Annotated in this window: 24 protein-coding genes; 10 read left to right on the top strand and 14 right to left on the bottom strand. The window is 72.0% G+C overall.

Going from position 1 to position 25,954, the window contains the following annotated elements:
• Positions 1 to 259 precede the first annotated feature (259 nt).
• On the top strand, positions 260 to 721 hold the full coding sequence (locus ACZ63E_RS05175) for a hypothetical protein (protein ID WP_465334465.1): 462 nt from the start codon (positions 260 to 262) through the stop codon (positions 719 to 721).
• Here the strand turns inward: ACZ63E_RS05175 and ACZ63E_RS05170 are convergent.
• On the bottom strand, positions 706 to 1,503 hold the full coding sequence (locus ACZ63E_RS05170) for an enoyl-CoA hydratase-related protein (protein ID WP_465334463.1): 798 nt from the start codon (positions 1,501 to 1,503) through the stop codon (positions 706 to 708). The genes ACZ63E_RS05175 and ACZ63E_RS05170 overlap by 16 nt on opposite strands.
• 67 nt (positions 1,504 to 1,570) lie before the next feature.
• A complete protein-coding gene (locus ACZ63E_RS05165; protein ID WP_465334461.1) occupies positions 1,571 to 2,335 on the bottom strand; it encodes a hypothetical protein in 765 nt (254 codons plus the stop codon).
• Between the two features lie 287 nt (positions 2,336 to 2,622).
• On the opposite strand from ACZ63E_RS05165, the gene ACZ63E_RS05160 reads away from it, so the two are divergent.
• Genes ACZ63E_RS05160 through ACZ63E_RS05145 form a run of 4 tightly spaced genes read left to right on the top strand, consistent with a single transcriptional unit; the run spans position 2,623 to position 8,321 of the window.
• Positions 2,623 to 4,269: an AMP-binding protein gene (locus ACZ63E_RS05160; RefSeq protein WP_465334459.1), complete on the top strand. Its 1,647-nt coding sequence runs from the start codon at positions 2,623 to 2,625 to the stop codon at positions 4,267 to 4,269.
• The gene (locus ACZ63E_RS05155) at positions 4,270 to 5,238 is read left to right on the top strand and encodes a phosphotriesterase family protein (RefSeq protein ID WP_465334457.1); all 969 of its coding nucleotides are present in this window, start codon (positions 4,270 to 4,272) and stop codon (positions 5,236 to 5,238) included.
• A 42-nt stretch (positions 5,239 to 5,280) separates the two neighbouring features.
• Positions 5,281 to 5,904, top strand: a complete 624-nt coding sequence (locus ACZ63E_RS05150; protein WP_465334455.1) for a TetR/AcrR family transcriptional regulator — start codon at positions 5,281 to 5,283, stop codon at positions 5,902 to 5,904.
• An 8-nt stretch (positions 5,905 to 5,912) separates the two neighbouring features.
• Complete coding sequence (locus ACZ63E_RS05145; RefSeq protein WP_465334453.1) at positions 5,913 to 8,321, top strand: hypothetical protein; 2,409 nt, start codon at positions 5,913 to 5,915, stop codon at positions 8,319 to 8,321.
• On the opposite strand, the gene ACZ63E_RS05140 is transcribed toward ACZ63E_RS05145, so the two are convergent.
• Positions 8,318 to 9,205, bottom strand: a complete 888-nt coding sequence (locus ACZ63E_RS05140; protein ID WP_465334452.1) for an alpha/beta fold hydrolase — start codon at positions 9,203 to 9,205, stop codon at positions 8,318 to 8,320. The genes ACZ63E_RS05145 and ACZ63E_RS05140 overlap by 4 nt on opposite strands.
• A 727-nt stretch (positions 9,206 to 9,932) precedes the next feature.
• Between ACZ63E_RS05140 and ACZ63E_RS05135 the strand changes: the two genes are divergently transcribed.
• The 3 genes from ACZ63E_RS05135 (at position 9,933) to ACZ63E_RS05125 (ending at position 14,823) form a co-directional block, all read left to right on the top strand.
• Entirely contained in the window at positions 9,933 to 10,292 is a 360-nt protein-coding gene (locus tag ACZ63E_RS05135) for a hypothetical protein (RefSeq protein ID WP_465334450.1), read from the top strand.
• Positions 10,293 to 10,477: 185 nt separating this feature from the next.
• Positions 10,478 to 11,587, top strand: coding sequence for a cytochrome P450 (locus ACZ63E_RS05130; protein WP_465334448.1), 1,110 nt, complete (start codon positions 10,478 to 10,480; stop codon positions 11,585 to 11,587).
• A gap of 65 nt (positions 11,588 to 11,652) precedes the next feature.
• The gene (locus ACZ63E_RS05125) at positions 11,653 to 14,823 is read left to right on the top strand and encodes an AfsR/SARP family transcriptional regulator (RefSeq protein WP_465334446.1); all 3,171 of its coding nucleotides are present in this window, start codon (positions 11,653 to 11,655) and stop codon (positions 14,821 to 14,823) included.
• Positions 14,824 to 14,894: 71 nt separating this feature from the next.
• On the opposite strand, the gene ACZ63E_RS05120 is transcribed toward ACZ63E_RS05125, so the two are convergent.
• The 6 genes from ACZ63E_RS05120 to fabG all read right to left on the bottom strand — a co-directional run bounded on the left by ACZ63E_RS05120 (position 14,895) and on the right by fabG (position 20,761).
• On the bottom strand, positions 14,895 to 15,989 hold the full coding sequence (locus ACZ63E_RS05120; RefSeq protein WP_465334445.1) for an acyl-CoA dehydrogenase family protein: 1,095 nt from the start codon (positions 15,987 to 15,989) through the stop codon (positions 14,895 to 14,897).
• On the bottom strand, positions 15,986 to 17,170 hold the full coding sequence (locus ACZ63E_RS05115; RefSeq protein ID WP_465334443.1) for an acyl-CoA dehydrogenase family protein: 1,185 nt from the start codon (positions 17,168 to 17,170) through the stop codon (positions 15,986 to 15,988). Before ACZ63E_RS05115 ends, ACZ63E_RS05120 begins: the two co-directional genes overlap by 4 nt.
• Positions 17,167 to 18,390 (bottom strand): acyl-CoA dehydrogenase family protein, encoded by a 1,224-nt coding sequence (locus tag ACZ63E_RS05110; RefSeq protein ID WP_465334441.1) that lies wholly within the window; start codon positions 18,388 to 18,390, stop codon positions 17,167 to 17,169. The genes ACZ63E_RS05115 and ACZ63E_RS05110 overlap by 4 nt, the downstream gene beginning before the upstream one ends.
• Positions 18,391 to 19,407, bottom strand: a complete 1,017-nt coding sequence (locus ACZ63E_RS05105) for a phosphotransferase family protein (protein WP_465334439.1) — start codon at positions 19,405 to 19,407, stop codon at positions 18,391 to 18,393.
• A gap of 134 nt (positions 19,408 to 19,541) precedes the next feature.
• Positions 19,542 to 19,994 (bottom strand): MaoC family dehydratase, encoded by a 453-nt coding sequence (locus ACZ63E_RS05100; RefSeq protein WP_465312074.1) that lies wholly within the window; start codon positions 19,992 to 19,994, stop codon positions 19,542 to 19,544.
• Positions 19,995 to 19,999: 5 nt separating this feature from the next.
• Positions 20,000 to 20,761, bottom strand: a complete 762-nt coding sequence (gene fabG / locus ACZ63E_RS05095) for a 3-oxoacyl-ACP reductase FabG (protein WP_465312073.1) — start codon at positions 20,759 to 20,761, stop codon at positions 20,000 to 20,002.
• A 267-nt stretch (positions 20,762 to 21,028) separates the two neighbouring features.
• Between fabG and ACZ63E_RS05090 the strand changes: the two genes are divergently transcribed.
• On the top strand, positions 21,029 to 21,331 hold the full coding sequence (locus ACZ63E_RS05090) for a helix-turn-helix domain-containing protein (protein WP_465334437.1): 303 nt from the start codon (positions 21,029 to 21,031) through the stop codon (positions 21,329 to 21,331).
• Here ACZ63E_RS05090 and ACZ63E_RS05085 read toward each other — a convergent pair.
• Together ACZ63E_RS05085 and ACZ63E_RS05080 are read right to left on the bottom strand one after the other, a co-directional pair.
• Complete coding sequence (locus tag ACZ63E_RS05085; RefSeq protein WP_465334435.1) at positions 21,328 to 21,462, bottom strand: hypothetical protein; 135 nt, start codon at positions 21,460 to 21,462, stop codon at positions 21,328 to 21,330. The two genes, ACZ63E_RS05090 and ACZ63E_RS05085, sit on opposite strands and share 4 nt — an antisense overlap.
• Complete coding sequence (locus tag ACZ63E_RS05080) at positions 21,459 to 22,136, bottom strand: NAD-dependent epimerase/dehydratase family protein (RefSeq protein WP_465335494.1); 678 nt, start codon at positions 22,134 to 22,136, stop codon at positions 21,459 to 21,461. The genes ACZ63E_RS05085 and ACZ63E_RS05080 overlap by 4 nt, the downstream gene beginning before the upstream one ends.
• Before the next feature lie 100 nt (positions 22,137 to 22,236).
• Between ACZ63E_RS05080 and ACZ63E_RS05075 the strand changes: the two genes are divergently transcribed.
• A complete protein-coding gene (locus tag ACZ63E_RS05075; RefSeq protein WP_465334433.1) occupies positions 22,237 to 23,262 on the top strand; it encodes an ArsR/SmtB family transcription factor in 1,026 nt (341 codons plus the stop codon).
• 4 nt (positions 23,263 to 23,266) lie between these two features.
• Here the strand turns inward: ACZ63E_RS05075 and ACZ63E_RS05070 are convergent, their stop codons facing one another.
• The 3 genes from ACZ63E_RS05070 to ACZ63E_RS05060 all read right to left on the bottom strand — a co-directional run bounded on the left by ACZ63E_RS05070 (position 23,267) and on the right by ACZ63E_RS05060 (position 25,841).
• Entirely contained in the window at positions 23,267 to 23,737 is a 471-nt protein-coding gene (locus tag ACZ63E_RS05070; protein WP_465335493.1) for a peptidase inhibitor family I36 protein, read from the bottom strand.
• A 568-nt stretch (positions 23,738 to 24,305) separates the two neighbouring features.
• Positions 24,306 to 25,205, bottom strand: coding sequence for an NADP-dependent oxidoreductase (locus ACZ63E_RS05065; protein ID WP_465334431.1), 900 nt, complete (start codon positions 25,203 to 25,205; stop codon positions 24,306 to 24,308).
• A 48-nt stretch (positions 25,206 to 25,253) separates the two neighbouring features.
• On the bottom strand, positions 25,254 to 25,841 hold the full coding sequence (locus ACZ63E_RS05060) for a TetR/AcrR family transcriptional regulator (RefSeq protein ID WP_465334429.1): 588 nt from the start codon (positions 25,839 to 25,841) through the stop codon (positions 25,254 to 25,256).
• Positions 25,842 to 25,954: the final 113 nt, after the last annotated feature.

The following is a 25,954-nucleotide window of genomic DNA, read 5'->3' as shown; positions in this document are numbered from 1 at the left end:
CTTGTGTGGGCTCGCTGGGGAGGGGGAACCACACCCCCCCCCCACGGCCGCTGGTGGGGGGGGGGGGGGGGGGGGTGGGGGGGGGGGGAAACCCCCCCCCCCCCCCCCACGACCAGCCGCGGCGAGCCGGGCTTCGGTCCGGCTCACCGCACTCGCGAGCTTCATCGAACCGAGATCGACTCCGCGTAACCCGCCGCCCCGCAAAGCCGACTCCCGGGGGAGTGCACCCCTGGTGGGGTGCGGATCCCGGAGGCCGGTTGTGGCGCTGATCAAGAAGAAGACGCCTGACGAGGTCGCGGCCGACCTCGCCGTGAAGGAACGCCAGCGCCGTGAGCTGGAGGAACGCAAGCGTCAGCAGGAAGCGGAGCGGGTGCGGGCGGCGTTCGAGCGGTCTCCGGCCGGCCAGGCGCGAGCGGCCTTCCATAGCGGCGATCACGTGTTCCAGTACTCGATCGACGTGATGAACCAGAAAGCCATCATCGCCGCGATGGTCGGCAGCACCACGAGACAGCGGGTAAGCGACCCGACCGCGGTTCTCAACTCGGTCTGCCATGAGGGCTGGGAGCTCGTGAACGGCTCGTTCGTCTTCGTCGAGCAGGGACAGCAGAGCCGGGACAAGTTCCTCGCGTCCGGTCAGAACGTCGCCATCAAAGGCGAAGTCGTCGGCTACTACCTGTTCAAGCGCTGTGAGGCGAACCGTCGAGCTCAGCCCGCCGGATAAGGCGGGAACTTCGGCTCCCGGCGCTCGTTCCAGCTGGCCAGCCCCTCGGCCAGCTCGGGCCGCCCGAAGGACTCGATCATCAACGCCGTCGCCTCGCGCGCCGCGTCCTCCAACGACAGCTCGGCCTCGCGGGCGAACTGCCCCTTCATCACCGCCATCGACCGCGGGGCGCTGTAGGTCGCCAGCTCGGTCGCGTAAGCGTGGGCGCGCAGGGGCAGCTCCTCCGCCGGGACCACCTCCTGGACCAGGCCGTACTCCAGCGCCTGCTCCGCGGTGAACGTCCGCCCGGACAGCAGGAGGTCGCGCGCCCGGCCTTCGCCCACCAGCAACGGCAGGAGCTTGGCGATGCCGTACTCCGCGATCAGGCCGCGGCGGGAGAACGCCGTGGTGAACTTGGCGCCCGCCGCCGCGAAGCGGACGTCGGCCGAGCACGCGATCACGAATCCCAGGCCGGCGCAGCCGCCGTTGATCGCCGCCACCACCGGGATGCCCACCGAGGACGCCGCCAGGACGTCGCGGAAGTTCTCGTGGCCGCCGCCGGTGGCCGGGGGCGCGGCCACGATCGTGTCGAGCAACCCCAGGTCCGCGCCCGGGCAGAACGCCTTGCCCGCGCCGGTCACGACCACCGCGCGCACCGCCGGGTCCGCGTCGGCCTGCCGCAGCAGCTCGCCGTAGCGGGCCTGCATCGGCACGTCCATCGCGTTGGTCCGCTCGGGCTTGTCGAAGGTCAGCGTGGCGACCGCGCTGTCCGCCGCGTACCGGACTCCGTCCACAGTGGACATGACTGCCTCCTCGGGGTCGGAGACCATACTAAGCGGTCGCTCGGCGATTCGTCACGGGCCGGCGCGGTCAGATGCTGCAGGCCGCCAACGCGTCGAGCCCCTGCGGTTTCTCACCCTGACGGCCGATGGCGGTGGCGATCCGGTTGATCGTCGCGAACCGCTTGTCCTCGAGCGGGCCGAGGATGGCGTTCCGGACGAAGTTCGGGCCGCCCTGCCCGGCGCTGGTCGCGAGCCGGTTGTTCGCTTCAGCGAGCTGCGTGTCCAGCAGGTCGAGGTTGCGCTGGACCTCGGCCTGCGCCGAAGCGGGAACCGCCGGGAGCCGGCTTTCGACGTCGGGGCAGCTGATCCGGCCGGCCGCCGCCGTCGCGGGCGGAGTGGTGGCCGGGGGCGCGGTGCCGGGCTGGCCGCCCAGGCTGCACGCGGCCAACCTGCCGAGGCCCTGCGGTTTCTCACCCTGACGGCCGATCGCGATGGCGATGCGGTCGATCGTGGCCGCCCGTTTGTCCGCCAGCGGGCCGAGAATCGCGTTCTGGACGAAGTTCGGGCCGCCCTGCCCGGCGCTGGTGACGAGCCGGTTGTTCGCTTCGGCGACCTGCGTGTCCAGTAGCGCGAGGTTGCGCTGCACCTCGGCCTGCGCCGGGGCGGGCACCGCGGGAAGCCGGCCGGCGACGTCCGGGCAGGTGATCCCGGCGCCCGAAGCGGCGTTGGCGCTGCTCGGGTCACCCACCGTCGTGGCGATCACCAGTGCGCCGGCCGCGAGGGCCAGGCCGAGGACGGCGGTCGTGATCTTCGTGCGTCGGGAGAGGCGATGACGTCCTGTGGCAGCAGGCATGAATCACTCCAAGTTAGCGTGAACATAGAGGGAGCAAACCGGAAGCGCGCGGTTTTCCGAATGAGTGCGACCGAGGCGGTCGCGGAGGTTATCGTGTCCGTGGACCAGCGATTTGTCCAGCAAAATGCGGCGAGCGGAACAAAGGTGAACCGCGGTGAACCGGCGTCCGTGTTCACCGGTGAAACACGACCTCCGCCCATTGTCGCGCGAGCCGGGTCTTGACGCGGACCGCGTGGCCTCCTAGCGTCGGCATACCGACCGGTCGGTGTCCAAAGGAGGTCGCTGGAGTGAGCTGGTACGACACAAAACCCTGGCTCGCGAGCTACGACGAACGGGTGCGGACCGCGGAACCGGCGAAGCCGGCCACGCTGCCCGAGACGTTCCGCCGGGCCGCCGACCACGTGCCCGACCGGGACGCGATCGCCTACTTCGACGCGCGGCTCACCTACCGCCGCCTCGACGAGCTCTCCGACGGTGTCGCCCGTCACCTCACCGCGCACGGCTTCGCCCGCGGCGACCGGCTCGCCCTGGTGCTGCAGAACATCCCGCAGTTCGTCATCGCGCTGCTCGGCGCGTGGAAGGCCGGCGGGATCGTGGTCCCGGTCAACCCGATGTACCGCGAGCGCGAGCTCGCGCACGTCCTGGAAGACGCCGGGGTCACGGCGATCGTCTGCTCGCAGCGCGGCTGGAACACCTACATCGCCAAGACCGCGGTGGGGCTTCCCATCGCCCTCACCACCAGCGAGCTCGAGTTCCAGACCCGCGACGACGACCGGGTGCTCGGCAAGGTCAGCCGCGAGGAAACCCCTGGTGCCATCGAGCTTCTCGACGCCGCCGCCACGCCGGGACCGAAGCCGCCGGAGCCCGCCTTCGCGCTCGACGACGTCGCCCTCATCAGCTACACCTCCGGCACCAGCGGCACCCCGAAGGGCGCCACCAACGCCCACGGCAACCTCGGCACCAACGCCGCCGGGCTCGGCTCGTTCAGCGGCCTCCCCGCGGGCTCGACGCTTTTCGGGCTCGCGCCGCTGTTCCACATCACCGGCATGGTCTGCGAAGTCGGCTCCGCGATCGACATCGAGGGCACGCTCGCCCTCGCCTACCGCTTCGACGCCGGGGTCGTGCTCGACGCCTTCCTCGAGCACCGGCCGTCGTACACGGTCGGGCCGTCCACGGCCTACATGGCGCTGATGGCCCACCCGTCCTTCAGCCGCGACCACTTCGCGTCGTTCGCCCTGCTCTACTCGGGCGGGGCCGCGCTGCCGCCCGCCGTCGTCGAGGCCTTCCGCGCGAAGACCGGGCACTACATCCACAACGGGTACGGCCTCACCGAGACCACCGCCGGTTGTGTCGTCGTGCCCGGCCACCTGGAAGCGCCGATCGACCCGGGGTCGGGCACGATCTCGATCGGCCTGCCGGTGCCGGACACGATCGTCCGGATCCTCGGCGAGAACGGGGAAGAGCTGCCGGCCGGGCAGCCCGGCGAGATCGCCGTCGAAGGCCCGATGGTCGTTTCGGGGTACTGGAACCGCCCGGACGCGACGGCCGAGGCGCTGCCCGGCGGACGGCTGCTCACCGGCGACATCGGGTTCATGGACGAACGCGGCTGGGTCTACGTCGTCGACCGCAAGAAGGACATGATCAACGCGTCCGGCTTCAAGGTCTGGCCGCGCGAGGTCGAAGACGTCCTCTACACGCACCCGGCGGTCCGCGAGGCCGCCGTGGTCGGGATCGCCGACGAATACCGCGGCGAGACGGTCAAGGCCTACGTCAGCCCGGTGCCGGGCTCGACGGCCGACCCGCAGGAGCTGGTGGCCTGGTGCAAGGAGCGGCTCGCCGCCTACAAGTACCCGCGCACCATCGAAGTCCTCGACGAGCTGCCGAAGACGACCAGCGGCAAGATCCTCCGCCGCGAACTGCGAGCGAGGGGCTGAATGGTCGAGACCGTCCGCGGCGCGATCGCGCCGGAAGCGCTGGGCCGGGTGCTGATGCACGAGCACCTCTTCGTGCTGAGCCCCGAATTCGCCGAGAACTACCCGGAGCACGAAGGGTTCCGCGAGGACGAGCACGTCCCCGAGGCGATCCGGCGGCTCAAGGAGCTGAAGGACGCCGGGATCGACACGATCGTCGACCCGACGGTGATCGGCCTGGGCCGCTACATCCCGCGCGTGCAGCGGGTCGCCGCCGAGGTCGAGGTCAACATCGTCGTCGCGACCGGGCTCTACACCTACAACGACGTCCCGCACTACCTGCACTTCCGCGGGCCCGGCACGATGCTGCAGGGTGAGGACCCGCTCGTCGGGATGTTCGTCGGGGACCTCCGCGAGGGCATCGCCGGCACCGGCGTCAAGGCCGGGCTGCTCAAGTGCGCCACCGACGAACCCGGCGTGACCCCGGGTGTCGAACGCGTGCTGCGCGCGGTGGCGAAGGCGCACGTCAAAACCGGCGCGCCGATCATGACCCACACCCACGCCGGCACCAAGCGCGGTCTCGAACAGCAGGCGATCTTCGCCGACGAAGGTGTCGACCTGACCCGCGTGCTGGTCGGGCACTCCGGTGACTCGACCGACCTCGGGTACCTGACCGAGCTCGCCGACCGCGGGTCGCTCTTGGGCATGGACCGCTTCGGCCTCGACCTGCTGCTGCCGTTCGAAGAGCGCGTCAACACCGTCGCGGCGATGTGCGAGCGCGGGTACGCGGGCAGCATGGTGCTCTCGCACGACGCGTCCTGCTACATCGACTGGCTGCCCGAGGACCAGCTCCCGGTGCTCACGCCGAACTGGCACTACCTGCACATCACCCGCGACGTCCTGCCCGCGCTGCGGGAGCGCGGGGTGTCCGAAACGGACATCTCGACGATGCTCGTCGACAACCCCCGGCGGTTCCTCGACTGGGCCCGCTGAGCCGTTATCCTGTGCGTTCGACTGCGGAGAGGGGTACTGGCCGTGACCCGAGCGAGCACCCGTAAGCCCGGTGAGGCGAGTGGTGACGAGCAGGCCGCCGTGCCCCGGCGGCTGCTGGAGCACGCCACGAAGCTGTTCGCCAAGAAGGGCTTCGACCGCACTTCCGTCCAGGAGATCGTCGAAGCCGCGGGGGTCACCAAGGGCGCGATGTACCACTACTTCGGCTCGAAGGACGACCTGCTCTACGAGATCTACGCCCGCGTCCTGCGCGAGCAGACCCGGCAGCTGGAGAGCGTCGCCTCGTCCGACGCGCCGCTGCGCGAACGGCTCGGCGCCGCCGCGTCTGATGTCGTCGTGTCCAGCATCGACAACCTCGACGACAATACGATCTTCCTGCAGTCGATGCACCAGCTCTCGCCGGACAAGCGGAAGGCGGTGCGCGCCGAGCGCCGCAAGTATCACGAGCGCTTCCGCGGCCTGGTCGAAGAAGGCCAGGAGTCGGGGGAGTTCCGCACGGACAAGCCGGCCGACGTGATCGTCGACTTCTTCTTCGGCTCGGTGCACCACCTGGGCTCGTGGTACCGCCGAGGCGGCACGCTCTCGGCCCGCCAGGTCGGCGACCACTACGCGGACCTGCTGCTGGACGCCCTGCGCCCGCCTGGTTGATTGGGAGCGTGACGCTCCCCGTTCTCGACAAGCTGACCGGGGCGGAGCGCGAGCTGCTCGACGCGGCCCGCCACGGCCTCGCCTACGTGACCGACGCCCCGGTGCGCGCCGCGGTGCTGCGCGAGCTGCTGCTCGGCCTGCGTGGCCCGCTGGACCCGCGCGGGGTGCGCGTCGGCGGCGCCCGGATCGCCGGAACGCTCAACCTGGACCACGTCGAAGCCACGGTGGGTCTCGCGCTGGCCGACTGCGTGGCCGTGAACGAGATCAGCGCCCGGCAGGCCCGGCTGCCGTGGCTCGACCTGTCCGGCAGCCGGATCGCGGGCTTCGACGGCACCGGCGTCCGGATCGGCCACGACCTCGACTTCAGCGGGGTCCGCGCGACCGGCTCCGGCGACTTCGGCGTGATCTGCCTGCGGGACGCCCGCGTCGACGGCCTGGTCGTCTTCGCCCAGGCCGAGATCCGCAGCGCCGACGGGCCCGCGCTGTTCCTCGACGACCTCGAATGCCGGGATTTCAAGGGACGCTCGCTGCGGGCCACCGGTGCCGGGAACAGCGGCGCGATCCGCCTGCTCGGCGCCCACGTGGCCGGGGAGGTCGCTTTCGACGACGCGGTGCTCGGCAACGAGTCCGGGCCCGTGGTGCACGCCGACAGCGCGGTCGTCGACGGTGACCTGCGTCTGGCCGGGGCCACGGTGACCGGGGCCGGCGCGGAGGGCGCGCTCCGCCTGCTCGGCGCGCGGGTCGGTGGCCAGCTCGACCTCGACGGCGCCAGGCTCGTGAACACCAGCGGGCCGGCCGTCGGCGCCGACCGCCTCCGGGCCGGCGGCCTGTACGCCACCGGCGTCACCGTGACCGGGGTCGATCCGGACGCCGCGATCTCGCTGCTCGGTGCCCGGATCGAGGGCCAGATCAACCTCGGCGGCGCGGTGCTCGACAACCCTCGCGGCCGTGCGCTGAGCGCCGACAGCGCCCGGATCGAAGGCAGCGTGCACGGCGTCGGGCTGCGCGCGAGCGGGTCGGGGGAGTACGGCCCGGTCTGCCTGCAGAACACGCAGGTGGGCGGCCAGCTCTACCTGGAGGACGCCGAACTCGTCAACTACACCGGACCGGCCTTCAGCGGCGACCGGCTCCAGGTGGGGGCCGGCCTGCGCCTGGCCCGGCTGCGGGCGACCGGCACGCTCGACCTCGACGGCGCGCGGGTCGGCGGCCACGCGGAGCTCGGCGGAGTCGAGGTCACGGCGGACAACGGCCCGGCGCTGTCCGCCGACGGCTGCGTGGTCGGCGACACCCTCGACCTCACCGGTGCGCGGCTGACCGCCGCCGGCCCGTGGGGGGTGCTCCGGCTGCGCCGCGCCGACATCGCCGGCCGGGCCCTGCTCGGGGACGCCGAGCTCACCACCGGGTCAGGCCCCGGCCTCGGCGCCCACGACATCCACGTCGGCACGCACCTGGATCTCGCGCGGCTGAAGGTGACCTGCTCGGCCGAGGCCGGCGCGGTGATGCTGCTGGGCGCCCGGATCGACGGTCCGTGCACCCTCGAGGGCGCCGCGCTCGTGAACGACGCCGGTCCCGCCGTGGTCGCCGACCGGTGCCGGATCAGGGAGAGCCTGGAGGCGGCCGGGCTGAAGGCGACCGGCGCCGGCCCGGCCGCCACGGTCGGCCTGCTGGGCGCCCAGGTCGGCGGCCGGCTCGACTTCACCGGGGCGGAGATCGTCAGCGCCGGGACCGTCGTGAGCCTCGAAGACGCGGCGGTCGACGGACCGGTCTTCTTCCCGGCCGAGCTGGTGGGCTCGAGCGGCCTGGTGGACCTCGACGGCTTCCGGTTCGGCTCGCTCGGCGGCGTCACCTGGAGCGAATGGCTGGAGCTGGTCCGCTCGCACACGGCCGCGTACCGGCCCGGGCCGTACCAGCGGCTCGCCGCATCGGAACGGGCCGCGGGCCACGACGGCAACGCCCGCCGGATCCTCATCGCCCAGCAGCGCGACCTGCAGCGACGAGCGCCCGAGGCGATCGGCGGCTGGCCCGCGCGGCGGTTCCACGGGCTGTGGGGCGCACTGGCCGGGTACGGCTACCGCGCGCGTCGCACCGCCGCGGCGTTGCTGCTCGCGGTGGTCGCCGCCGGCGGGCTGGGGCTCTGGGCCGGGCACGTCGGCGACGGGAGCCACCGCGCCGCCGAGCGGACGTCGGACCTCACGGCCGCGCGCGGCATCCCCTGCACGACCGTGGAGCTGGTCGGCGTCGGCTTGGACCGCGGGCTGCCGCTGTCGCCGGGGGTGCGCGGGCGGTGCGACCTCAACACCGGGATCCCCGCCGGGCAGTGGTTCACCATGGCGATCTGGCTGGTCCAGGCCGCGATCTGGGCGCTGGCGACGCTCGCGCTCGTCGGGTACACCGGGCTGGTGCGCAAGACCGGTTAGTGGCGGTGGAGGTGGTCCAGGAGCAGGGCGCTGACCTCGTCCGGCGTCTCCATCGCCATCCACTGGCTGGCGCCCTCGATGATCTGGAAGCGGTACTCGGCGTCGATGTGGTGCACGGTCAGCTCGGCGGCGCTCTGCCCGAGGTAGGGGTCCTCGCGGCCCCACAGGTACAGGGTCGGCACGGTGACGCGGCCCGCCGGGATGTCGTAAACGTCGTTCGTGGCGCCGCGGTACCAATTCAGCGTCGCGGTCAGCGCGCCGGGCTCCGAAAGGCGCGCGACGGTGCGTTCGAGGATTTCGACGGGTATTCGCCGGTCGTAAACCGCGCGTAGTTGTGCGGCATCGTCGCGTAACAGGAATTTCTCCGCTTTTCCGGCCTGGTGGCGGAAGAATCGGACGTAACCGAGGTCGTGGGCCTGCCCGTCGTCGATCGCGATCGCCTGCTGCAGCGCCGCGGGGTGCGGCGTGCCGAGCACGGCCAGCGAGCGCAGCCGGTGCGGGTGGGTCGTGGCCAGCGTCCAGGCGACCATGCTGCCCCAGTCCCGCGCGACCAGGTGGAACCGGTCGGCGCCCTGGCTGTCGGCGAAGGCGAGCGCGTCGGCGACGAGCAGTTCGATGCGGTAGTCCTCGACCCGTTCGGGCCGCGCTTCCCTGGCGTACCCCCGCTGGTCGACGGCCACGGCGCGGTAACCGGCCTCGCCGAGCGCGTGGAGCTGCTCGGTCCAGGCGTCGGCGAACTCGGGAAAGCCGTGCAGCAAGAGGACGAGCTCACCCGACTCGGGCCCGGCCGCGAGCGCGCTGTGCCGATGACCCCCGACCACGACGGTCAATTCCTCCAGCGAGCCGGCGACACCGGCATCCGTCGGCGCGACGGCGAATTCCATGGCGCCCAGGCTAGATCCCGGCGGGTGCGGAAAACCATGGGAAGAAGGGCACTTTTGCCACCCGTTTGCCCGAAAGGTGGTCTGGCTCACAGCATTCTCGCTCAGATGAGCGAAAAGCCGAGAGGAAAATGAAGAGTTTTCATGAACGGGAATGGGTGAGGGCGGGCTGGGGTGGCTGCGCGGGTGGGTTGGAGGGCGGGCCGCGCGGTTGCGGCGGGGGCAGCGGAGGAACTGGTCCGCCGGGCGGCAAGGAGCGGGGGTGGTGGCGATCGGAGCGGCCTCCGCGGCCATCGCGCCAACCGAGGAGCGGCTGCGCGCCGTCGCCGGGCTGGCTGAGGAGTGGCTGACCGGCCCGCACGGGTCGGGTGGCGGCGACCGGAGCGGCCATCGCGCCAACCGAGGAGCGGCTGCGCGCGGCCGCCGGGCTGGCTGAGGAGCTGCTCGCCAAGCGGCCAGGGTCGCGTGCTGGCCGGAGCGAGCTCAGCGCGGCCACCTCGCCCACCAGGTTTTACCCGGCTTTAGCCGCCACCCGGCAGGATCGACCCCGTCAGACGGTCGGCCGTGCAAGCTGGGGGCCACGGCGCGGGGGTGCGCCCGTGGACGGCGGCCGTCTGGCATCGGGGGGCTTCGGGGGAACCATGTTCCGCGTTGCGGTCGCGACGCGCACTGCCGGGCTGGGAACGCGCAGTGCCGCCCCTCGGGCACACCTGGGGGAAAGGGGAATCCAGTGCACAGCACAGTCAAGCGCGTCCTGGTCGCGGGGGCCATCTCGGCGAGCGCGCTCGCCGTCGTCGCGCCCGCCGCGGCGGCGGCCGAACAAGGGGGCATTTCGCGCACCTGTCCCGACAGCGCCTGCAGCACGCCGCCGGTCTGGTTCCCGGGCGGGACCCTGTCGGTCGACGCGGACGTGCACGGGAGCGGACCCGCCGAATGGGTCGTCCGCGGCCCGCGCGGCGTGGTCTGCCGGACCGGTTTCGCCGCCGAAAGCGGCCCGCAGTCGTGGGTCTGCCGCGGCGTTCCGGCCGGCGAACTGGAAGCCGTCGTTTCCGGGCCCGCGGGCCCGTCGAACATCGGCCTCCGCTGGTAGTGAACACCCACTGGGAAAGAGGAGAACAGCCATGACGACGATCCGCTTCTTCACCCGCTCCGTGGTGCGCAGCGTGCGCAACCGCCGGCTCGGCAACACCTGGGTCATCTACTACGAAATCTACTGATCACCCCCGTGCCCGCGGCGGCTCCCGCCGCGGGCACGGCCCGTCCGGGGAGACTTCCGTGCGCACCTCCGCCACCCTCGCCGACCCGCTGCCGACGCTCGCCGGCTGGGCGGCCGACCCGCTGCCGATCCGGCCGTTCGGACCGGGGAAGTACCTCGTGTCCGGGGACGAGCTCGTCCGCGCCGCGCTGGCCTCGACCACCCGCCCGTTCGAGGCGAAGGCCGCGACCTTCGGCGCCGTCGCCGACTGGGTGCCCGGGTCCGACCGGAGCCGTCCGGTCAACGCCGCGCTGGGGCGGGAGCTGGACCGGGCCTGGCAGGCCGTGCCCGACGACACGATCCGGACCGAACTGGCGGCCGCGCGGGACCCGTGGCCCGGCGCGCTCGCCGGCAGCTACCTGCGGTTGTTCGGCGACCAGCTCTTCCCCGGCCTCAAGCACCAGGCGTTGCGTGACGCGCTGGCCGCGTCCGACGGGCTCGACCGGGCCGGCTCGACACTGCGGCGGCTGCGTGGCCGCCTCGCGCACAGCCGGGCCGACGCCGCCCTGCACCGCTGGGCGGCGGGCAACAGCGCCGCGGTCCCCGAGGCGCTCCGGGCGACGCTCGGCGCGTCGGACGACGTCGCGCTCGCCCTGCACGGCCTGGTCGGCGCGGTCTGCCGGGCCGCGTCCCTGGTGGCCGTCTGGACCGTCCTGCTCGACCGCGGCTGGCGCCCCGGCACGCCGGCGGGCACCGTCCTGCGGCCGCGGGAGAGCGCGGCGGCCGCCGACCACCGCGTCCGCGAGGCGCTGCGGCTGTGGCCGGTCGCCTGGCAGCTCGCCCGCACCGTCACCGAGCCGGCCGAGCTGGGCGGCGTCGACCTGGTCCCGGGTGACCGGCTCTACCTGTGCACCTACCTGCTGCACCGCGACCCGGGCTTCTGGGCGGAGCCGGGGGAGTACCGCCCGCAGCGGTGGGACTCGCCGCCCGAGGGGTACAAGTCCCGCTACCTGCCCTACGGCTTCGGCAGCGCCGCGTGTGTCGGCTCGCGGTTCGTCAACCGGGTGAGCGCCCGGGTCGTCGCCTGCTCGGACGCGCTCGACGACCGTGGCCTGCTGGTCGTCGACCCCGAGCCCGTGTTCGGCTCGCTGCTCGCCCCGCCGGTGGTGCGGCCCGTTCCGCCCGGCTGATCGTTTCCCGCTACCCTCACGACCGGGAATGACCGGTTTGCCCGGTCAGCGGGGGGTGCGGAGAGGTGCTCGAGTTCGGGGTGCTCGGACCGTTGCGGGTCCGGCGGGACGGCGTGCCCGTGCCGGTCAACGGGCCGAAGGTGCGGGCGCTGCTCGCCGTGCTGGCGCTGCGGGCGAACACGACCGTGTCGTTCGACCGGCTCATCGACCTGCTCTGGGGCGGGGATCCGCCGGAAACCGCCCGCAAGAGCATCCAGGTGCACACCGTCCGGCTCCGGCGGCTGCTCGGCGACGGCGTCGTCGAGACCGGGCCGACCGGGTACCTGCTGCACGCCCGGCCCGAGGGCCACGACCTGCTGCGCTTCCGCCGGCTGCTGGCCGACGCCCGCGCGGAGGCCACGCCCGAGGCCGAGCGCGCGCTGCTCGCCGAGGCTCTCGCCTGCTGGCGCGGCCCGCTGCTCGCCGACCTCCCGGCGGACATCCTGAGCCGCGTCGACGCCGGGCCCGCCGAAGAGCGGCTGTCGGCTCAGGAACGCTTCTTCGAGGTGAGCCTGGAGCTCGGCCGGCACACCGAGGTCACCGCCGAGCTGGGCCGGCTGACCGGCGAGCACCCCTGGCAAGAGGCGTTCTGGGCGTTGTACCTCGAAGCGCTGCACGGCTCGGGGCGCCGCGCCGACGCGCTCGAGGTGTACCGCCGGGTGCACCGGAGGTTCGCCGACGAACTGGGGATCGGCCCCGGCGAGCGGCTGCGCAACGCCCACCAGGCGGTGCTGGCCGGTGCGCCGGCCGCCGCGCGGCCGCGGTTCCGGCCGCGCCAGCTCCCGCCGGACGTCGGGGCGTTGGCCGGGCGAGCCGCCTTGCTGTCCACTTTGGACGCCGTGCTGGGCCCGGACCGGCCGGCCGCCACGCACCCGCCGATCGCGCTGCTCGTCGGACCGGCCGGCGTCGGCAAGACGACGGCCGCCGTGCACTGGGCGCACCGGGCGGCCCGGCACTTCCCGGACGGCCAGCTCTTCGTCGACCTCCAGGGCAGTTCGACGGTCCCGGCGCTGTCCGACGTCGAGGTGCTGACCCGGTTTTCGCACGCGCTCGGCGTCCGGCCGGGCCAGGTCCCCGCCGAGGCCGCGGACGCCGCGGCGCTGTACCGGTCCGTGCTGGCCGACCGGCGGGTGCTGATCGTGCTGGACAACGTGGCCGGGCCGGAGCAGGTCCGCGCGCTGCTGCCCGGCAGTCCCGGCTGCGCGGTGCTGATCACCAGCCGCGACCGGCTCGGCGGCCTCACCGCCACGGTGGACACCCGGCGCGTCGAGCTGGCCGAGCTGCCCCCGGACGACTCGCTGGCGCTGCTGGCCGCGGTCGTCGGCGCGGACCGGGTGCATGCGGAAGAGGACGCGGCGCGCGAGCTCGTGCGGCTGTGCGCCGGGCTGCCCCTGGCGCTGCGGATCGTCGCGGCGAACCTGGCGCTCTGGCCGGACCGGTCGGTGCGCGGGTACCTCGCCGAGCTGGCCGGGCCCGACCTGGTGACCCGGCTCGCGGTGCCCGGCGCCGAGCAGTGGGGCGTGCGCCGGGCCTTCGACCTCTCGTTCGACGCCGTTTCCCCGGCCGCGGCGGGGTTCTTCCGCCTGCTCGGGCTGGTGCCCGGCGCCGACTTCGACGTGCCGAGCGCGGCGGCGCTGGCCGGCGCCGACGAGGTCCGGGCCGGCTCGCTGCTGCGGGAGCTGGCCACGAGCCACCTGGTGCAGTCCCGGGGTGACGACCGGTTCGGGCTGCACGACCTGCTGCGCGGGTACGCCGTCGCCCGTGCCGGCGACGACCTCGCGGAGGCCGACCGGGCGGCGGCCCTCGACCGGCTCCTCGAGCACTACCTGCGCACCGGGGCCCGGGCGGCGGCCGCGCTCTACCCGGACCTGCAGCGGCTGTCCGGCCCGCCCGGCGCCGCCGAAGCCGTCGAACCGGCCGAAGCCCGCCGCTGGCTGCTGGCCGAGCACGCGAACCTGCTGGCGGCGATCCGGCAGGCGACCGGGCCGTTCGCCTGGCGGGCGGCGGACCTGCTGCGCGGGTTCTTCCACTCCCACCGGCTCGACGCGGAGTGGCAGGCGGCCGCGACCGCGGGGCTGACCGCGGCGCGGCGGGCCGGGAACGAGCATGCGGCGGGCGCGATGCGGCACAGCCTGGGCGCGCTGGCGTGGAGCCGCGGCGACTACCCGGCGGCGCTGGTCGAGCTGGAGGCCGCCCAGGAGTCCTACCGGGTCGCCGGCGCCCGCGACGGCGCCGACTCGGTGTTGCACGCGCTCGGCGTGGTGCACCTCGACCTGGGCCGGCTCGACCGCGCGATCGAGCACTTCACGGCGGCGCTGGCCGGCGCCCGGCGGCACGGCACGACGATCCGGGCCGCGAACGGGCTGATCAACCTGGGCGCCGTGCTCATCGAACACGGCAGGCTCGCCGAGGGCATCCGGCACAACGAGCAGGCGCTGGAGCTGTGCCACGAGCTCGGCTCACCCCACGCGGCGGCGATCGCGCGGTGCAACCTCGGGTACGGCTACCGCGTCACCGGCGACCTGTCCCGCGCGCTCGTGGTGCTGACCGAAGCCCTGGACGCGTTGCGGGAGCTCGGTTCCCGCGACGACGAGGCCGACGCACTGGTCCGGCTGGCGGCGGTCCACCGGGTATCGGGCGACGTCGCGCGGGCGTGGCCGGCGGTGCGGCTCGCGGTGACCGTGGCGCGCGAGGCGGGCAACCAGCGGTTCGAGGTGGACGCACTCTGCGCGCACGGCGACCTCCACCGCCAGGCGGGCGACGCGGCCGCAGCGCGGGCGGACTACGGCCGGGCGCATGCGCTGGCGGAGAAGATCTGCTATCTCCGTGGTGAGCTGACAACGCTGATCGGGATGTCCACTGCGGACGGCACGGCGGCCGACGCGGAGACCGCGCTGCGCGCTGCGGAAGAGGGAGGGTTCCGGCTGCTGGCCGAGCAGGCCCGCACGAGTCTGGCCGAAGCGGCACTGGCGGCTGGGCAGTCGGAGGAGGCGGAGACGTTGGCGGCCGCGGCGGTCGTCGGGTTCGGGGAAGCGGGGCATCGTCTGGGTGAGGCGCAGGCGTTGCTCACGCTGGGCCGGGCTCGTGCGAGGAGTCCGCAGGCGGCCCGGGAATGCTGGCGCGAGGCGGAGAATCTCCTGGCAGCGGCCGGAGCGGCACCAGCCCTGGCCGCCGTCCGCCGCCTGCTGTCCACCTGACCGAGCGCCCCAATGTGGCCTTCGGTGCGTTGAACGCACCGAAGGCCACATTGGGGCGCTGGTTGCCAGGGCTAAGCGGGCAGGTTGACCAGGTCTGCCAGCCGGGCCCGGTGTTTGCCCGGCGTCCCCAGCGCCAGCTCGTCCGCCTTCGCCCGCTTCAAATACAGGTGCGCCGGGTGCTCCCACGTCATCCCGATGCCGCCGTGGAGCTGGATCGCCTCCTCCGTCGCGTGAACCGCGATCGGCGCGTTGCGGGCCTGCGCCACCGCCACCGCGATCGGGACGTCCGTACCCGAGGCCAAAGCGTCCGCCGCGTTGCGGGCGGCCGCCCGGGCGAGCACCAGGTCCGTGTACAGGTTCGCCAGCCGGTGCTTGAGGGACTGGAACCCGCCGACCGGGCGGCCGAACTGGTACCGGCCCTTCAGGTACCGCACCGTCTCCGTGAGCGCCCACTCGGCGACGCCCGTCTGCTCCGACGCCAGGATTCCCGCCCCGAACAGCAGCGCGTCCTCCAGGGCCGCGGCCGCGTCCGGGCCCGAGGCCACGAGCACTGCCGGCGCGTTATCGAGCACCACGTCGGCCACCCGGCGCGTGAGGTCGAACGACACCAGCTCCGTCACCGTCGCGTCGGCCGCCGAGACCACGTACAGCGCCGGGCCCTCCGGGCCCGCGGCCGGGACGACCAGCAGGTCCGCCACCGACGCGTCGGCGACCGTGCCGACCCGGCCGCTCAACGCGCCGGACTCGGACGCCGTCACCGACGACGGGAAACCCGCGCCGGGCGCCGTCGACAGCGGCACGGCCAGCGCGCCGATCGCCGAGCCGGACGCGAGCCGGCGGACGAAGTCACCGGCGGACGCCCGGACCAGCGCCGTCGTCGCCAGGACCACACTGCCGAGGAACGGCACCGGCGCCACGCTGCGGCCCAGCTCCTCGGCCACGACGGCCACTTCGCGGGCCGACGCGCCGTGCCCGCCGAGGTCCTCGGGCACCGCCAGCCCGGCCACGCCGACCTCGTCGGCCAGCGTGCGCCACAGCTTCAGGTCGTAGCCCTCGCCCGTCTCGACGCGGGCCAGCAGCGCCGCAGCGTCGGCCTTGGCGGAAAGCAGGTCGCGGACCGAAGCCCGGAGGTCTTCCTCGACGTCGGAATAGAGCAGGTCGGTCATCGGGGGAGGTCCTTCCAGGCGACGTCCTTGTCGACGCGCGGCTCCGACGGGAGACCCAGCACGCGCTCGGCGATGATGTTGCGCAGGACCTCCGAGGTGCCGCCCTCGATGGAGTTCCCCTTCGCGCGCAGGTAGCGGTAGCCGGCCTCGCGGCCGAGGAAGTCGACGATCGCCGGGCGCCGGAACGACCAGTCGTCGTAGGCCAGGCCCTCTTCGCCGAGCAGCTCGACCTCCAGGCCGGTCAGCGCCTGGTTCAGCTCCGAGAACGCGACCTTCATGGCCGACCCCTCCGGACCGGGCGCGCCCGCGGTGAGCTGCTGACGCAGGCGCGTTCCCGCCAGCCGCAACGTCTCCGCCTCGACCCAGCGCTGCACCAGCCGGTCCCGCAGCTCCGGCGTGCGCAGTTCGGGACGTTCGCGCCACGTCTTGGCGACGATCCCGATCAGCCCGCCTTCGCGCGGCAGGACGTGCCCGCCGATCGCGACGCGCTCGTTCATCAACGTCGTCTGCGCGACCTTCCAGCCCTCGCCGACGGCGCCGAGCCGCTGCGTGTCCGGGATCCGGACCTCGGTCAGGAAGACCTCGTTGAACTCGGCCTCGCCGGTGATCTGGCGCAGCGGCCGGACCTCGACGCCGGGTGCGGTCATGTCGCACAGGAAGTACGTCATGCCCTGGTGCTTCGGGACGTCCGGGTCGGTGCGGGTGACCAGGATCGCCCACTGCGACTCGTGCGCGCCCGACGTCCACACCTTCTGGCCGGTGACGACCCAGTCGTCGCCGTCGCGCACGGCGCGGGTGCCCAGCGCGGCGAGGTCGGAGCCGGCGCCCGGTTCGCTGAACAGCTGGCACCACACCTCGTCACCGGTCCACAGTGGACGCAGGAAGCGCTCGCGCTGCTCCGGGGTGCCGAAGGCGAGGATGGTCGGGGCGGCCATGCCGAGGCCGATGCCGATCCGGCGCGGGTCGTTGTCCGGCGCGCCGGCTTCGGTGAACACACTGTCCACAGCGGACTGCAGGGCGCGCGGCGCGTCCTGCCCGCCGAGCCCGGCGGGGAAGTGGATCCAGGCGAGCCCGGCGTCGAACCGGGCGCGCAGGAAGTCCATGCGGTCGGTCGTGGCCGGGTCGTGCGCGGCCAGGAACTCGCGCGCCTGGCGCGAAAGGTCTTCGGCGGTGACAGTCACTTCGCGCCCTCCGAGAGGTACTTCTTCAGTTCACGGCGGGCCAGGGACCGCTTGTGGACCTCGTCCGGCCCGTCGGCCAGGCGCAGCGTGCGGTTGCCCGCCCACATCGCGGCGAGCGGGAAGTCCTGGCTGACGCCGCCCGCGCCGTGCACCTGCACGGCCTTGTCGAGGATCCACTCGACCGCGGACGGGGTCGAGATCTTGATCGCCTGGATCTCGGTGTGCGCGCCCTGGTTGCCGACGGTGTCCATCAGCCACGCGGTCTTGAGCACCAGCAGCCGCTGCTGCTCGATGCGCACCCGCGACTCGGCGATCCAGTCCTGAACGACACCCTGCTGCGCGATCGGCTTGCCGAACGCCTCGCGCGAGATCGCGCGGCGGCACATGAGTTCAAGCGCCCGTTCGGCCATGCCGATGGCCCGCATGCAGTGGTGGATCCGGCCCGGGCCCAGCCGCGCCTGGGCGATGGCGAAGCCGTCACCCTCACCGGCGACCAGGTTCTCGACCGGCACGCGGACGTTCTCGAACAGCACCTCGGCGTGGCCGCCGTGGTCGCTGTCGTCGTAGCCGAAGACGTGCATGCCGCGCTTGACCGTCAGGCCCGGCGTGTCGCGGGGGACGAGAATCATGCTCTGCTGCTTGTGCGGCGGACCGTCCGGGTCGGTCTTGCCCATCACGATGAAGATCTTGCACGCGGGGTTCATCGCGCCGGAGATGTACCACTTGCGGCCGTTGATCACGTACTCGTCGCCGTCTCGGCGGATGCTGGTCTCGATGTTGCGGGCGTCGGAGGAGGCGACGTCCGGCTCGGTCATCGCGAAGGCGGAGCGGATCTCGCCGTTCAGCAACGGGTCCAGCCACTGCTTCTGCTGCTCGTCGCTGCCGAACATGGAGAGCACTTCCATGTTCCCGGTGTCGGGCGCGGCGCAGTTGACCGCGGTCGGCGCCAGCCGGATGCTGCGGCCGGTGATCTCGGCCAGCGGCGCGTACTGCAGGTTCGTCAGGCCCGCGCCGTGCTCGCCGGGGAGGAAGAAGTTCCACAGGCCGCGCTTGCGGGCCTCGGCCTTGAGCTCGTCCATGACCGGCGGGATCGCCCACGGGTCGTCGCGTTCGGCGAGCTGCTGCTCGAACACCGGCTCGGCGGGGTAGATGTGCGAGTCCATGAACTCGAGGAGCTTCCCGCGCAGCTCCTCGGTCTTCTCGTCGAACGCGAAGTCCATTTACTTCTCCTCTTTGAGAATCTCGTTGCCGTGCGTGATGAGCAGCGGGACGCCGGCCCCGACGCCCTCGAAGCCCGCGCCGACCGTCTTGCCCTGCGTGTAGCGGTAGTAGATGCCTTCCAGGATCACGGCCAGCTTGAAGAACGCGAAGCTGACGTACCAGCCGAGCTGCGAGACGTCGCGCCCCGAGCGCTCGGCGTAGCGCGCGATGACCTGGTCGGTGGTCGGGTAGCCCGGGGCCGAGCTGGCGTTCGAGACGAACTGCAGCGACACCTTGTCGCGCTCGGCGTAGGCCACCAGCAGCGCGAGGTCGGTCAGCGGGTCGCCCAGCGTCGACATCTCCCAGTCGAGGACCGCGGAGATCTTGTCGTCGCCGTCGACGAGGACGTTGTCCAGGCGGTAGTCGCCGTGGATGATCGACGGCTGCCCCGAGACGGGCACCGCCGCGGCGAGCCGGTCGTGCAGCTCCTCGATGCCGTCCAGGTCGCGGCTGCGGGAGCCGTCGAGCTGCTTCTTCCAGCGCCGCAGCTGCCGCTCCAGGAAGCCCTCCGGCCGGCCGAAGTCGCCCAGCCCGACGGCGGCCGGGTCGACGGCGTGCAGGTCGACGAGCGTGTCGACCAGCGCGTCGGCGATGGCCCGGGTGCGCTGCGCGCCGAGCCGCGCGAGCTGGTCCGCGGTCCGGTAGGGCGTGCCGTCGACGAAGCTCATGACGTAGAACTGCGCGCCGACGACGTCGGCGTCTTCACACAGCAGCAGCGCTTCGGGCACCGGGACGGCGGTGTCGCGCAGGCCCGAGATCACCCGGAACTCGCGCGTCATGTCGTGCGCGGTGGGCAGCACGTGCCCGAGCGGCGGGCGGCGCACCACCCAGCGCGACCGGCCGTCGCCGACCACATAGGTGAGGTTCGACCGGCCGCCCTCGACGACGTCCGCGGTCAGCTCCCCGGCGACCATCCCGGGCCGCTGCGCGTCCAGGTGGGCGCGCAGCCGGCCGAGGTCGAGTCCTGGCGGGTTCATCCAGCCTCCTCAAGCTTCGTCCGGGGAGCATACCGACTAGTCGGTATGTCGTACAGGGGCCCCTCGATGCGGCGCTTTCACGTGAAAGCGCCGCTTTGCAGCGCAAAGCGTAGCTTTCACGTGAAAGCTACGGGTCACGCGAGGAATCGGGTGACCCATTCGGCCACGCACGCGGGCTTGGCCTCGCCGTCGATCTCGACCGTCCACTTCGAGACCGCCTGCTTGCCGCCCTCGATGTCGGTGATCTCGACGAGCTCGGCCCCGGCGCGCACCTTCGAGCCGACCTTCACCGGCTGCGGGAAGCGGACCTTGTTGAGGCCGTAGTTGATGCCCATCCGGATCCCGTTGACCTTGTAGATCTTCGGGCCGAACGCCGAGAGCAGCGAAAGCGTCAGGAAGCCGTGGGCGATGGTGCCGCCGAACGGGCCCGCGGCCGCCATCGCCTCGTCGACGTGGATCCACTGGTGGTCGTCGGTGGCGTCGGCGAACTTGTTCACCCGGTCCTGGGTGATCGTGTGCCACTCGCTGTAGCCGAGGTGCTCGCCGACCGCCGCGGCGAAGGCGTCGAGGTTCTCGAATTCGCGCATCGGCCTCAGTCCTTCGGTCCGCCGGCGACGTAGATGACCTGACCCGAGACGAACCCGGCGCCCTCGCTGACCAGGAACGAGGTCAGGTGGGCGATGTCGTCGGGCGTGCCGACGCGCTGCACCGGGATCTGCGACGCGGCCGCCGCCTTGAAGTCCTCGAACGACATGCCGATCCGCTCGGCCGTCGCCGCCGTCATGTCGGTGGCGATGAAGCCCGGCGCGATGGCGTTCGCGGTGACGTTGAACTTGCCCAGCTCGATCGCGAGGGTCTTGGTGAAGCCCTGCATGCCGGCCTTGGCCGCGGAGTAGTTGACCTGCCCGCGGTTGCCGAGCGCCGAGGTGCTGGACAGGTTGACGATCCGGCCCCACTTCTGCTCGGTCATGTGCTTCTGCACCGCGCGGGTCATCAGGAACGAGCCCTTGAGGTGCACGCCGAGCACGGAGTCCCAGTCCTGCTCGGTCATCTTGAAGATCAGGTTGTCGCGGGTGATGCCGGCGTTGTTGACCAGCACGACCGGCGGGCCGAGCTCGTCGGCGACCCGGGCGACGGCCGACTCGACCTGCTCGGCGTCACTGACGTCCAGCGGGACGCCGACGGCCTTGCCCCCGGCGGCGATGATCGCCTCGGCGCCCTGCTTGACGCCGGCCTCGTCCAGGTCCAGCAGGCCGACGGCGAACCCGTCGGCGGCCAGCCGCGCCGCGACGGCGGCGCCGATGCCGCGGCCGGCACCGGTGACCACGGCGACACGGGAAGGGGAATCGGTCACGGGGGACCTCCTCGTCGTTGAGAAAGCGGGCACGTGCCCGCGAGCCTACTAAGCGGTTGCTTTCTCGACGATACGCGGGAGTGATCCCCAAAGTGGTGACGCCATGCGCAGAATCATAGCCGCGACCAGACGCAGGAGGCCTGACTGCTCTGGATGGAGGCACCTCTTCGGGTGACGCCGCCGGGTGCCCGCTTGACTTCCCGGAAGATGCTGCCGTGACTACAGGGCGTCGCTTCCGTTGGCGGGGGCTGCTGAGGGTGAGGTCCGATGAGCGATACGGCAGCGATTGCGCGCATGGTACGCACAGTGCGCGAAGCCCGGCGTTGGGCTCAGCTTGATCTGGCCCACGCGGCCGGGGTCTCGCAGGGCTTCGTCTCGGAGGTCGAAAAAGGTCTTCTACCGCTGACGACGGAGTACCTCGGTACCATCGCTGAAGCCCTGGCTGTGCCCGTGGACCTGCTTCGGGCGGCCGGTCCTGTCGGCGGTGTAGAGGTGACATGCCTCCACAATCGCTGCCGCTCCAGCGTCATGTCGGTGAAGATGATGCGCGCTGTCGAAGGGCTCACCTAGCCGACCCGGTTCTCTGGTCCGTGCCCGTACTGGCCGGTCTCCAGGACCCGGCCGATGGCGGCGAGCTCGGTGCCGTGCAGGAACGGGTGGGCGTTGGCGCCGGGTCCGCTCGGGCTGGTCACGATGCTCACGCGGGCACCCCGTCCAGCGCGGCCGCAGCGGTGGCTGCCAGGCGTTCGGGGTGCCGGCGGTACCAGGCGACCGTCTCGGCCAGCCCGGCTTCCAGCTCGCGGGTGGGGGCGAAGCCGAGGGCGGCGAGCTTGTCCCAGCTCATGCTGTAGCGGATGTCGTTGGCCGGCCGATCCGGGACGTAGCTGATCGCGTCGGCGCCGCGGCCGGTGGCCTGCAGCAGCAGCTTGGTCAGCTCGATGGTCGTCAGGTCGGTGCCGCCGCCGATGTTGTAGGTCTCGCCCGGGACGCCGGCGCGCAGGACCTGCTCGATGGCGCGGCAGTTGTCCTGGACGTGCAGCCAGTTGCGGATGTGCCGGCCGCGGCCGTGGACGGTCACCTGCTGTCCGGTCAGCAGCAGGCCGAGGAACCGCGGGATCAGCTTCTCCGGGTGCTGGCGGGGCCCGGAACGACAGGTTGGCGGCAGAAGAGGATGCCCCGTTCCCGTCCCGAACGATAGGGCGGAGCCTGGCTCGACGCCCGATCCAGTCGGGAGTTCTCCTATGTGGTTGTCAAGCCGCGGCGGAGCTGGAGCGGTTTTGGGGTGGCAGTAGTAGGTGCCAGGGCGTTCCCCGGCATAGGCCGCCGGTTGCCCGGAGAAGGCGGATCGGGAGGCATCGCCCGACCGGCCCGCCATGTGGCGAAGATCGGCAAGGGGCTTCAGTCCTGCGCATTTGTTACTCCGTTGATCCGCCTCGGTATCGCCGCTATTATGACGGTTGCCGTAGGGGGGCGTCATGATCATCCGATTTTCGTCTGCCGACCTGGTCAAAATTAGCGTGGCCAGCAAGCCGGACCCGCTGTGGGAGATGGCGCTGAGTCTGCACGTCCTGCACCGGCAGCACGTACCTGACGATTTCGGGCACTGGCGGCGGTTTGCCGATCAGCAACGGAAGTCGGACGACCGATTGAGCGAGGCCGCTGCCCAGCTGGGGCTTCTGTGCCCGGAAGCGGAATACTTTCCCGATTTCCTGACTCCGGTGACGGAAACGCATTCCGTGGGGCATGGGATCAGATCAGTCGCGACGACGCCGCGCGAGATGATGCGTGCGCAATTTCGTAGGACGCCGGGAGTGTCCAGCAGGCTGCGCCACGACCTGTGCGATGGCACACCGGCGGCTCGCCGCTATTTGGCGGGTTCGCTGGCCGAGTACTACACGGCACTGATCCGTCCGCTGGGAGCCGGTATCGTCGCCGCCGCGCGGGCTGACGCGGCCGCGCGCCGGCGTGCTCTGCAGGCCGGTGGACCGGCGGGCCTCTTTCGCACCTTCCCTGCCGCTCACCTGCGCTGGCGGCCACCTGCCCTGCACGTGCGTGCTCCCCATTGCGAACTGGACTTGGGAGGCCGCGGGATCACCCTCGTCCCGTCCTATTTCTGCCGGGAGCAACCGGCCGCGCTGGTGGAGCCCGGGGTCCGGCCGGTGCTGGTGTACCCGCTCTCATCGGTCCAGGCGCCGAACCTGTCGACGTCGGCCGATCCGCTCACCGGGCTGCTGGGCCGAGCACGCGCTCGGTTGCTGACCGCGCTGGAATGGCCGGGCTCTTCGGCCCACCTGGCCGAGCGCACCGCACTGGCGCCGTCGTCGGTCAGCGAGCACCTCACGGTGCTCCGCAACGCGGGACTGATCCGCAGCGTCCGAGTCGGGCGCGGTGTCCGCCACGTCCTGACCGAGGTCGGTGCCACCCTGGTGAGCATTCCCGACCCGCTGGGTGTGCGTCCGAGCACGGCCACGGGGAGCGGCGCAGCGGCCGCTCCCCGCTGACCCGTCAGTAGATCGCAAAGGAGCTGGCGACGTCGTCGCCACCATGGGCCTGGGAGCTGCCTGCGGCCATGTCGTGGTGAGTGCCGTTGTAGTCGGCGTCGGTCCACCAGCGCGCCAGGTGCGAACCGCGGTTTGCCCAGGACGACATCTGGTCGTTGAATCCGTAGTCGCTCAAGTGTGCAACTCGGGTCCCGCCGTCACTCCACTTCAGCATCCGCCCGCTGTACCCCCCGTCCTTCCACAGGCACACCCAGCCGCTCGGGCAGTCACCGAGCGACATCGTCGACAGAGACACGTCGACCCCGCCCGGCATGCGCATCCACCGTCCGTCCGAGCTGGCCTTCCCACCCTGCGCGGCGAGCTGCCGTGCAAGCGCGGGGGAATCGGATCCCGCCGCGGCGGACGCCGGAACGGCAACCGCAACAAGGGCTGCCACCGCAGCAAGGGCGGAAAGCGCCGAACGCAAGAACTTCATCACGAACCTCCACCTCGAATCGTCGGAAAAGCCGACTGGGGCAATTCCCCCGCACACTAGGCACCGCGGGCAATCTGTTCGTCGTCTGCCGAAGGTGTTGACTTCGAGCGGAGGAGCAGATCCCGGCGATGACCGGCCTGGTTTCGGATGACCGCGGCGAGGGTTGCTTTTCCTCCTGCCAGGGGACTGCCGACGACCGCCTCGCTGGCCGCGCGGCGCGAGAGCCGGTACGCGCCGGGCTCGACCGCGCACCCGGCGAAGATGCCGCCTGCAGCCGGCGTCGAGTACGAGTCGTGCCGGGTCGGCCGGACAAACCTCCGCCTCACGCGCGAGCGCCAGTAAGGCCAGGCCGTACGCGGCGACGCCCGCTTGCTGCTCGCTGGTGCGGTGTTGATGGGCGGCGACTGTCGCTATCCGTGTATCGACCCCGGTGTCGCTATGCGGTCATTGCTACGTTCTTGCAGGTCTACTGGCTCGTAGGCACTCCGTCGCCAAGCCTGGTCGTGCGGGCAGATGCGGAACTCGGACGGCCGCTCATCGGCATGATCGGACGTTGGACGGGGGTGGCTCAGGCGAGATCTTGGGGGTGCAGCACGATGCGCCCGTGGGTCGTGCGGTCGGCCAAAGCCTGGTAGGCGTCGCGCACGGCGGTCAGTGGGAATGTTGCGGCGATGGGGATGTGCAGGTCACCGGTCGCGGCGAGGGCGGCCAGTCCGGCCAGCGCCGGAAGACCGCCGGCATCTGTCGTCCCAAGAGACTTGACGCCTTTCTCTTTCGCTCCGCGATAGTCGACGACGGTGTTGATGCGGTCTTCCCGAACGCCGAGGCTGAGGGCGAGGTCGAGGTAGCTGCCACCGACGGTGTCGATGAAGGCATCGGCTCGGTCGGTCGTGGCGAGGATCTGTTCCTGTTCGCCGTCGCCGTATCGGACAGGCTCGATGCCGTGGTGCCGGAGCAGGTGGAAATGTGCGTCGCTGGTCAGGCCGATCACCCTCGCTCCGGCACGGAGTGCGAGCTGGGCAGCGGTGAATCCGACGCCGCCCGACGCGCCCGAGATCACGATGGTCTCGCCCGGCCGGGGTTCGACCGCCCGGATGGCGCCGAGGCCGGCCATCGGGGTGGTGTAGAGCGAACCAGCGACGTCCCAGGAGAGGGCTCGTGGCTTCCCGACCAGCTGGTCTGCGGGGATGGCGACGAACGGAGCGTGCGCGTCCCAGCTCTGGAGCCTGCCCAGCACCGCGTCCCCGACGGCGAAACCGGGCACGTCGGCGCCGACCGCTACGACGTCACCGGCGAGATCGCGGCCCGGCGTGTACGCACTGCCGTGCAGCGCCGGCAGCGCCCCGGGGTTGAGCGCACCGGCCTCGACCCGCACGACGACTTCGCCCGGGCCGGCCGCGGGCTCGGGAACGTCCGCGAGGTAAATCCCGTCGATGCCCGAAAAACGGTCGTAGCGCACTGCTTTCATCGTGTCTCCCAGGTTTGCGAGTTGGTTCGGATCGGCGTGAGAGGACGCTCAGGTGCGGCGCAGGAGTGGTAGGAGGACGTCGTCGACGAGATGCTCGACGAAGGCGGCGTCACACGGCTCGCCTACAACCACGACGCGATGCACGATCAGCGCCGGAGCGACCTCGGCGAAGAGCGTTGCCACCCCGGGTGCCAGCTGCTCGAGTCCGTCCGTCATCGCGGTCTGGTCCCGCTGCAGAATCCGCCGCATCGCCTGGGCGAGCCGCGTGTTGTTGCGCATGCCGGTGAAGACTGCCCCGAGCAGGCCTACGTCCTGTTCGGAGATGCTCCGGGCGAGCCATGCCGCGAGCGAGTGGACGTCCTCCCGGAGATCCACTCCCGCAAGCTGTGGGGGCTCGGCGGGCGCGCGGTGCTCGACTGCGGCGGCGACAAGCGCGGCCTTGTCGGGGTACCGGCGGTAGATCGTCGTCTTGGCCGCCCCGGAACGCCCAGCCACCGCCTCGATCGAGAGCTGCTCGTATCCCACCTTGGTCAGCAGCACGAGTGTCGCGTCGAGAATGGCCAGGTCACGGCGGGAATCCCGTGGCCGTCCCGTCGCTGAGGGCCGAGTCGTGCCGCTGATCTCCGACGTACCCATCGCCTACCTCACTTAAGCTACGCTACTGTTTCGTATCGAAAGTACTCCGGTTCGAGCCCGGTCTGCAAGGGTGCGTCCTGCCCCGCCGCATGGTGGGGGTGGCTGCCCGTTCG

It is taken from the genome of Amycolatopsis sp. NPDC104819 (genome assembly GCF_055583145.1).
The sequence above is the reverse complement of the archived record's forward strand: the minus strand, read 5'-3'. Positions and strand labels throughout refer to the sequence as shown.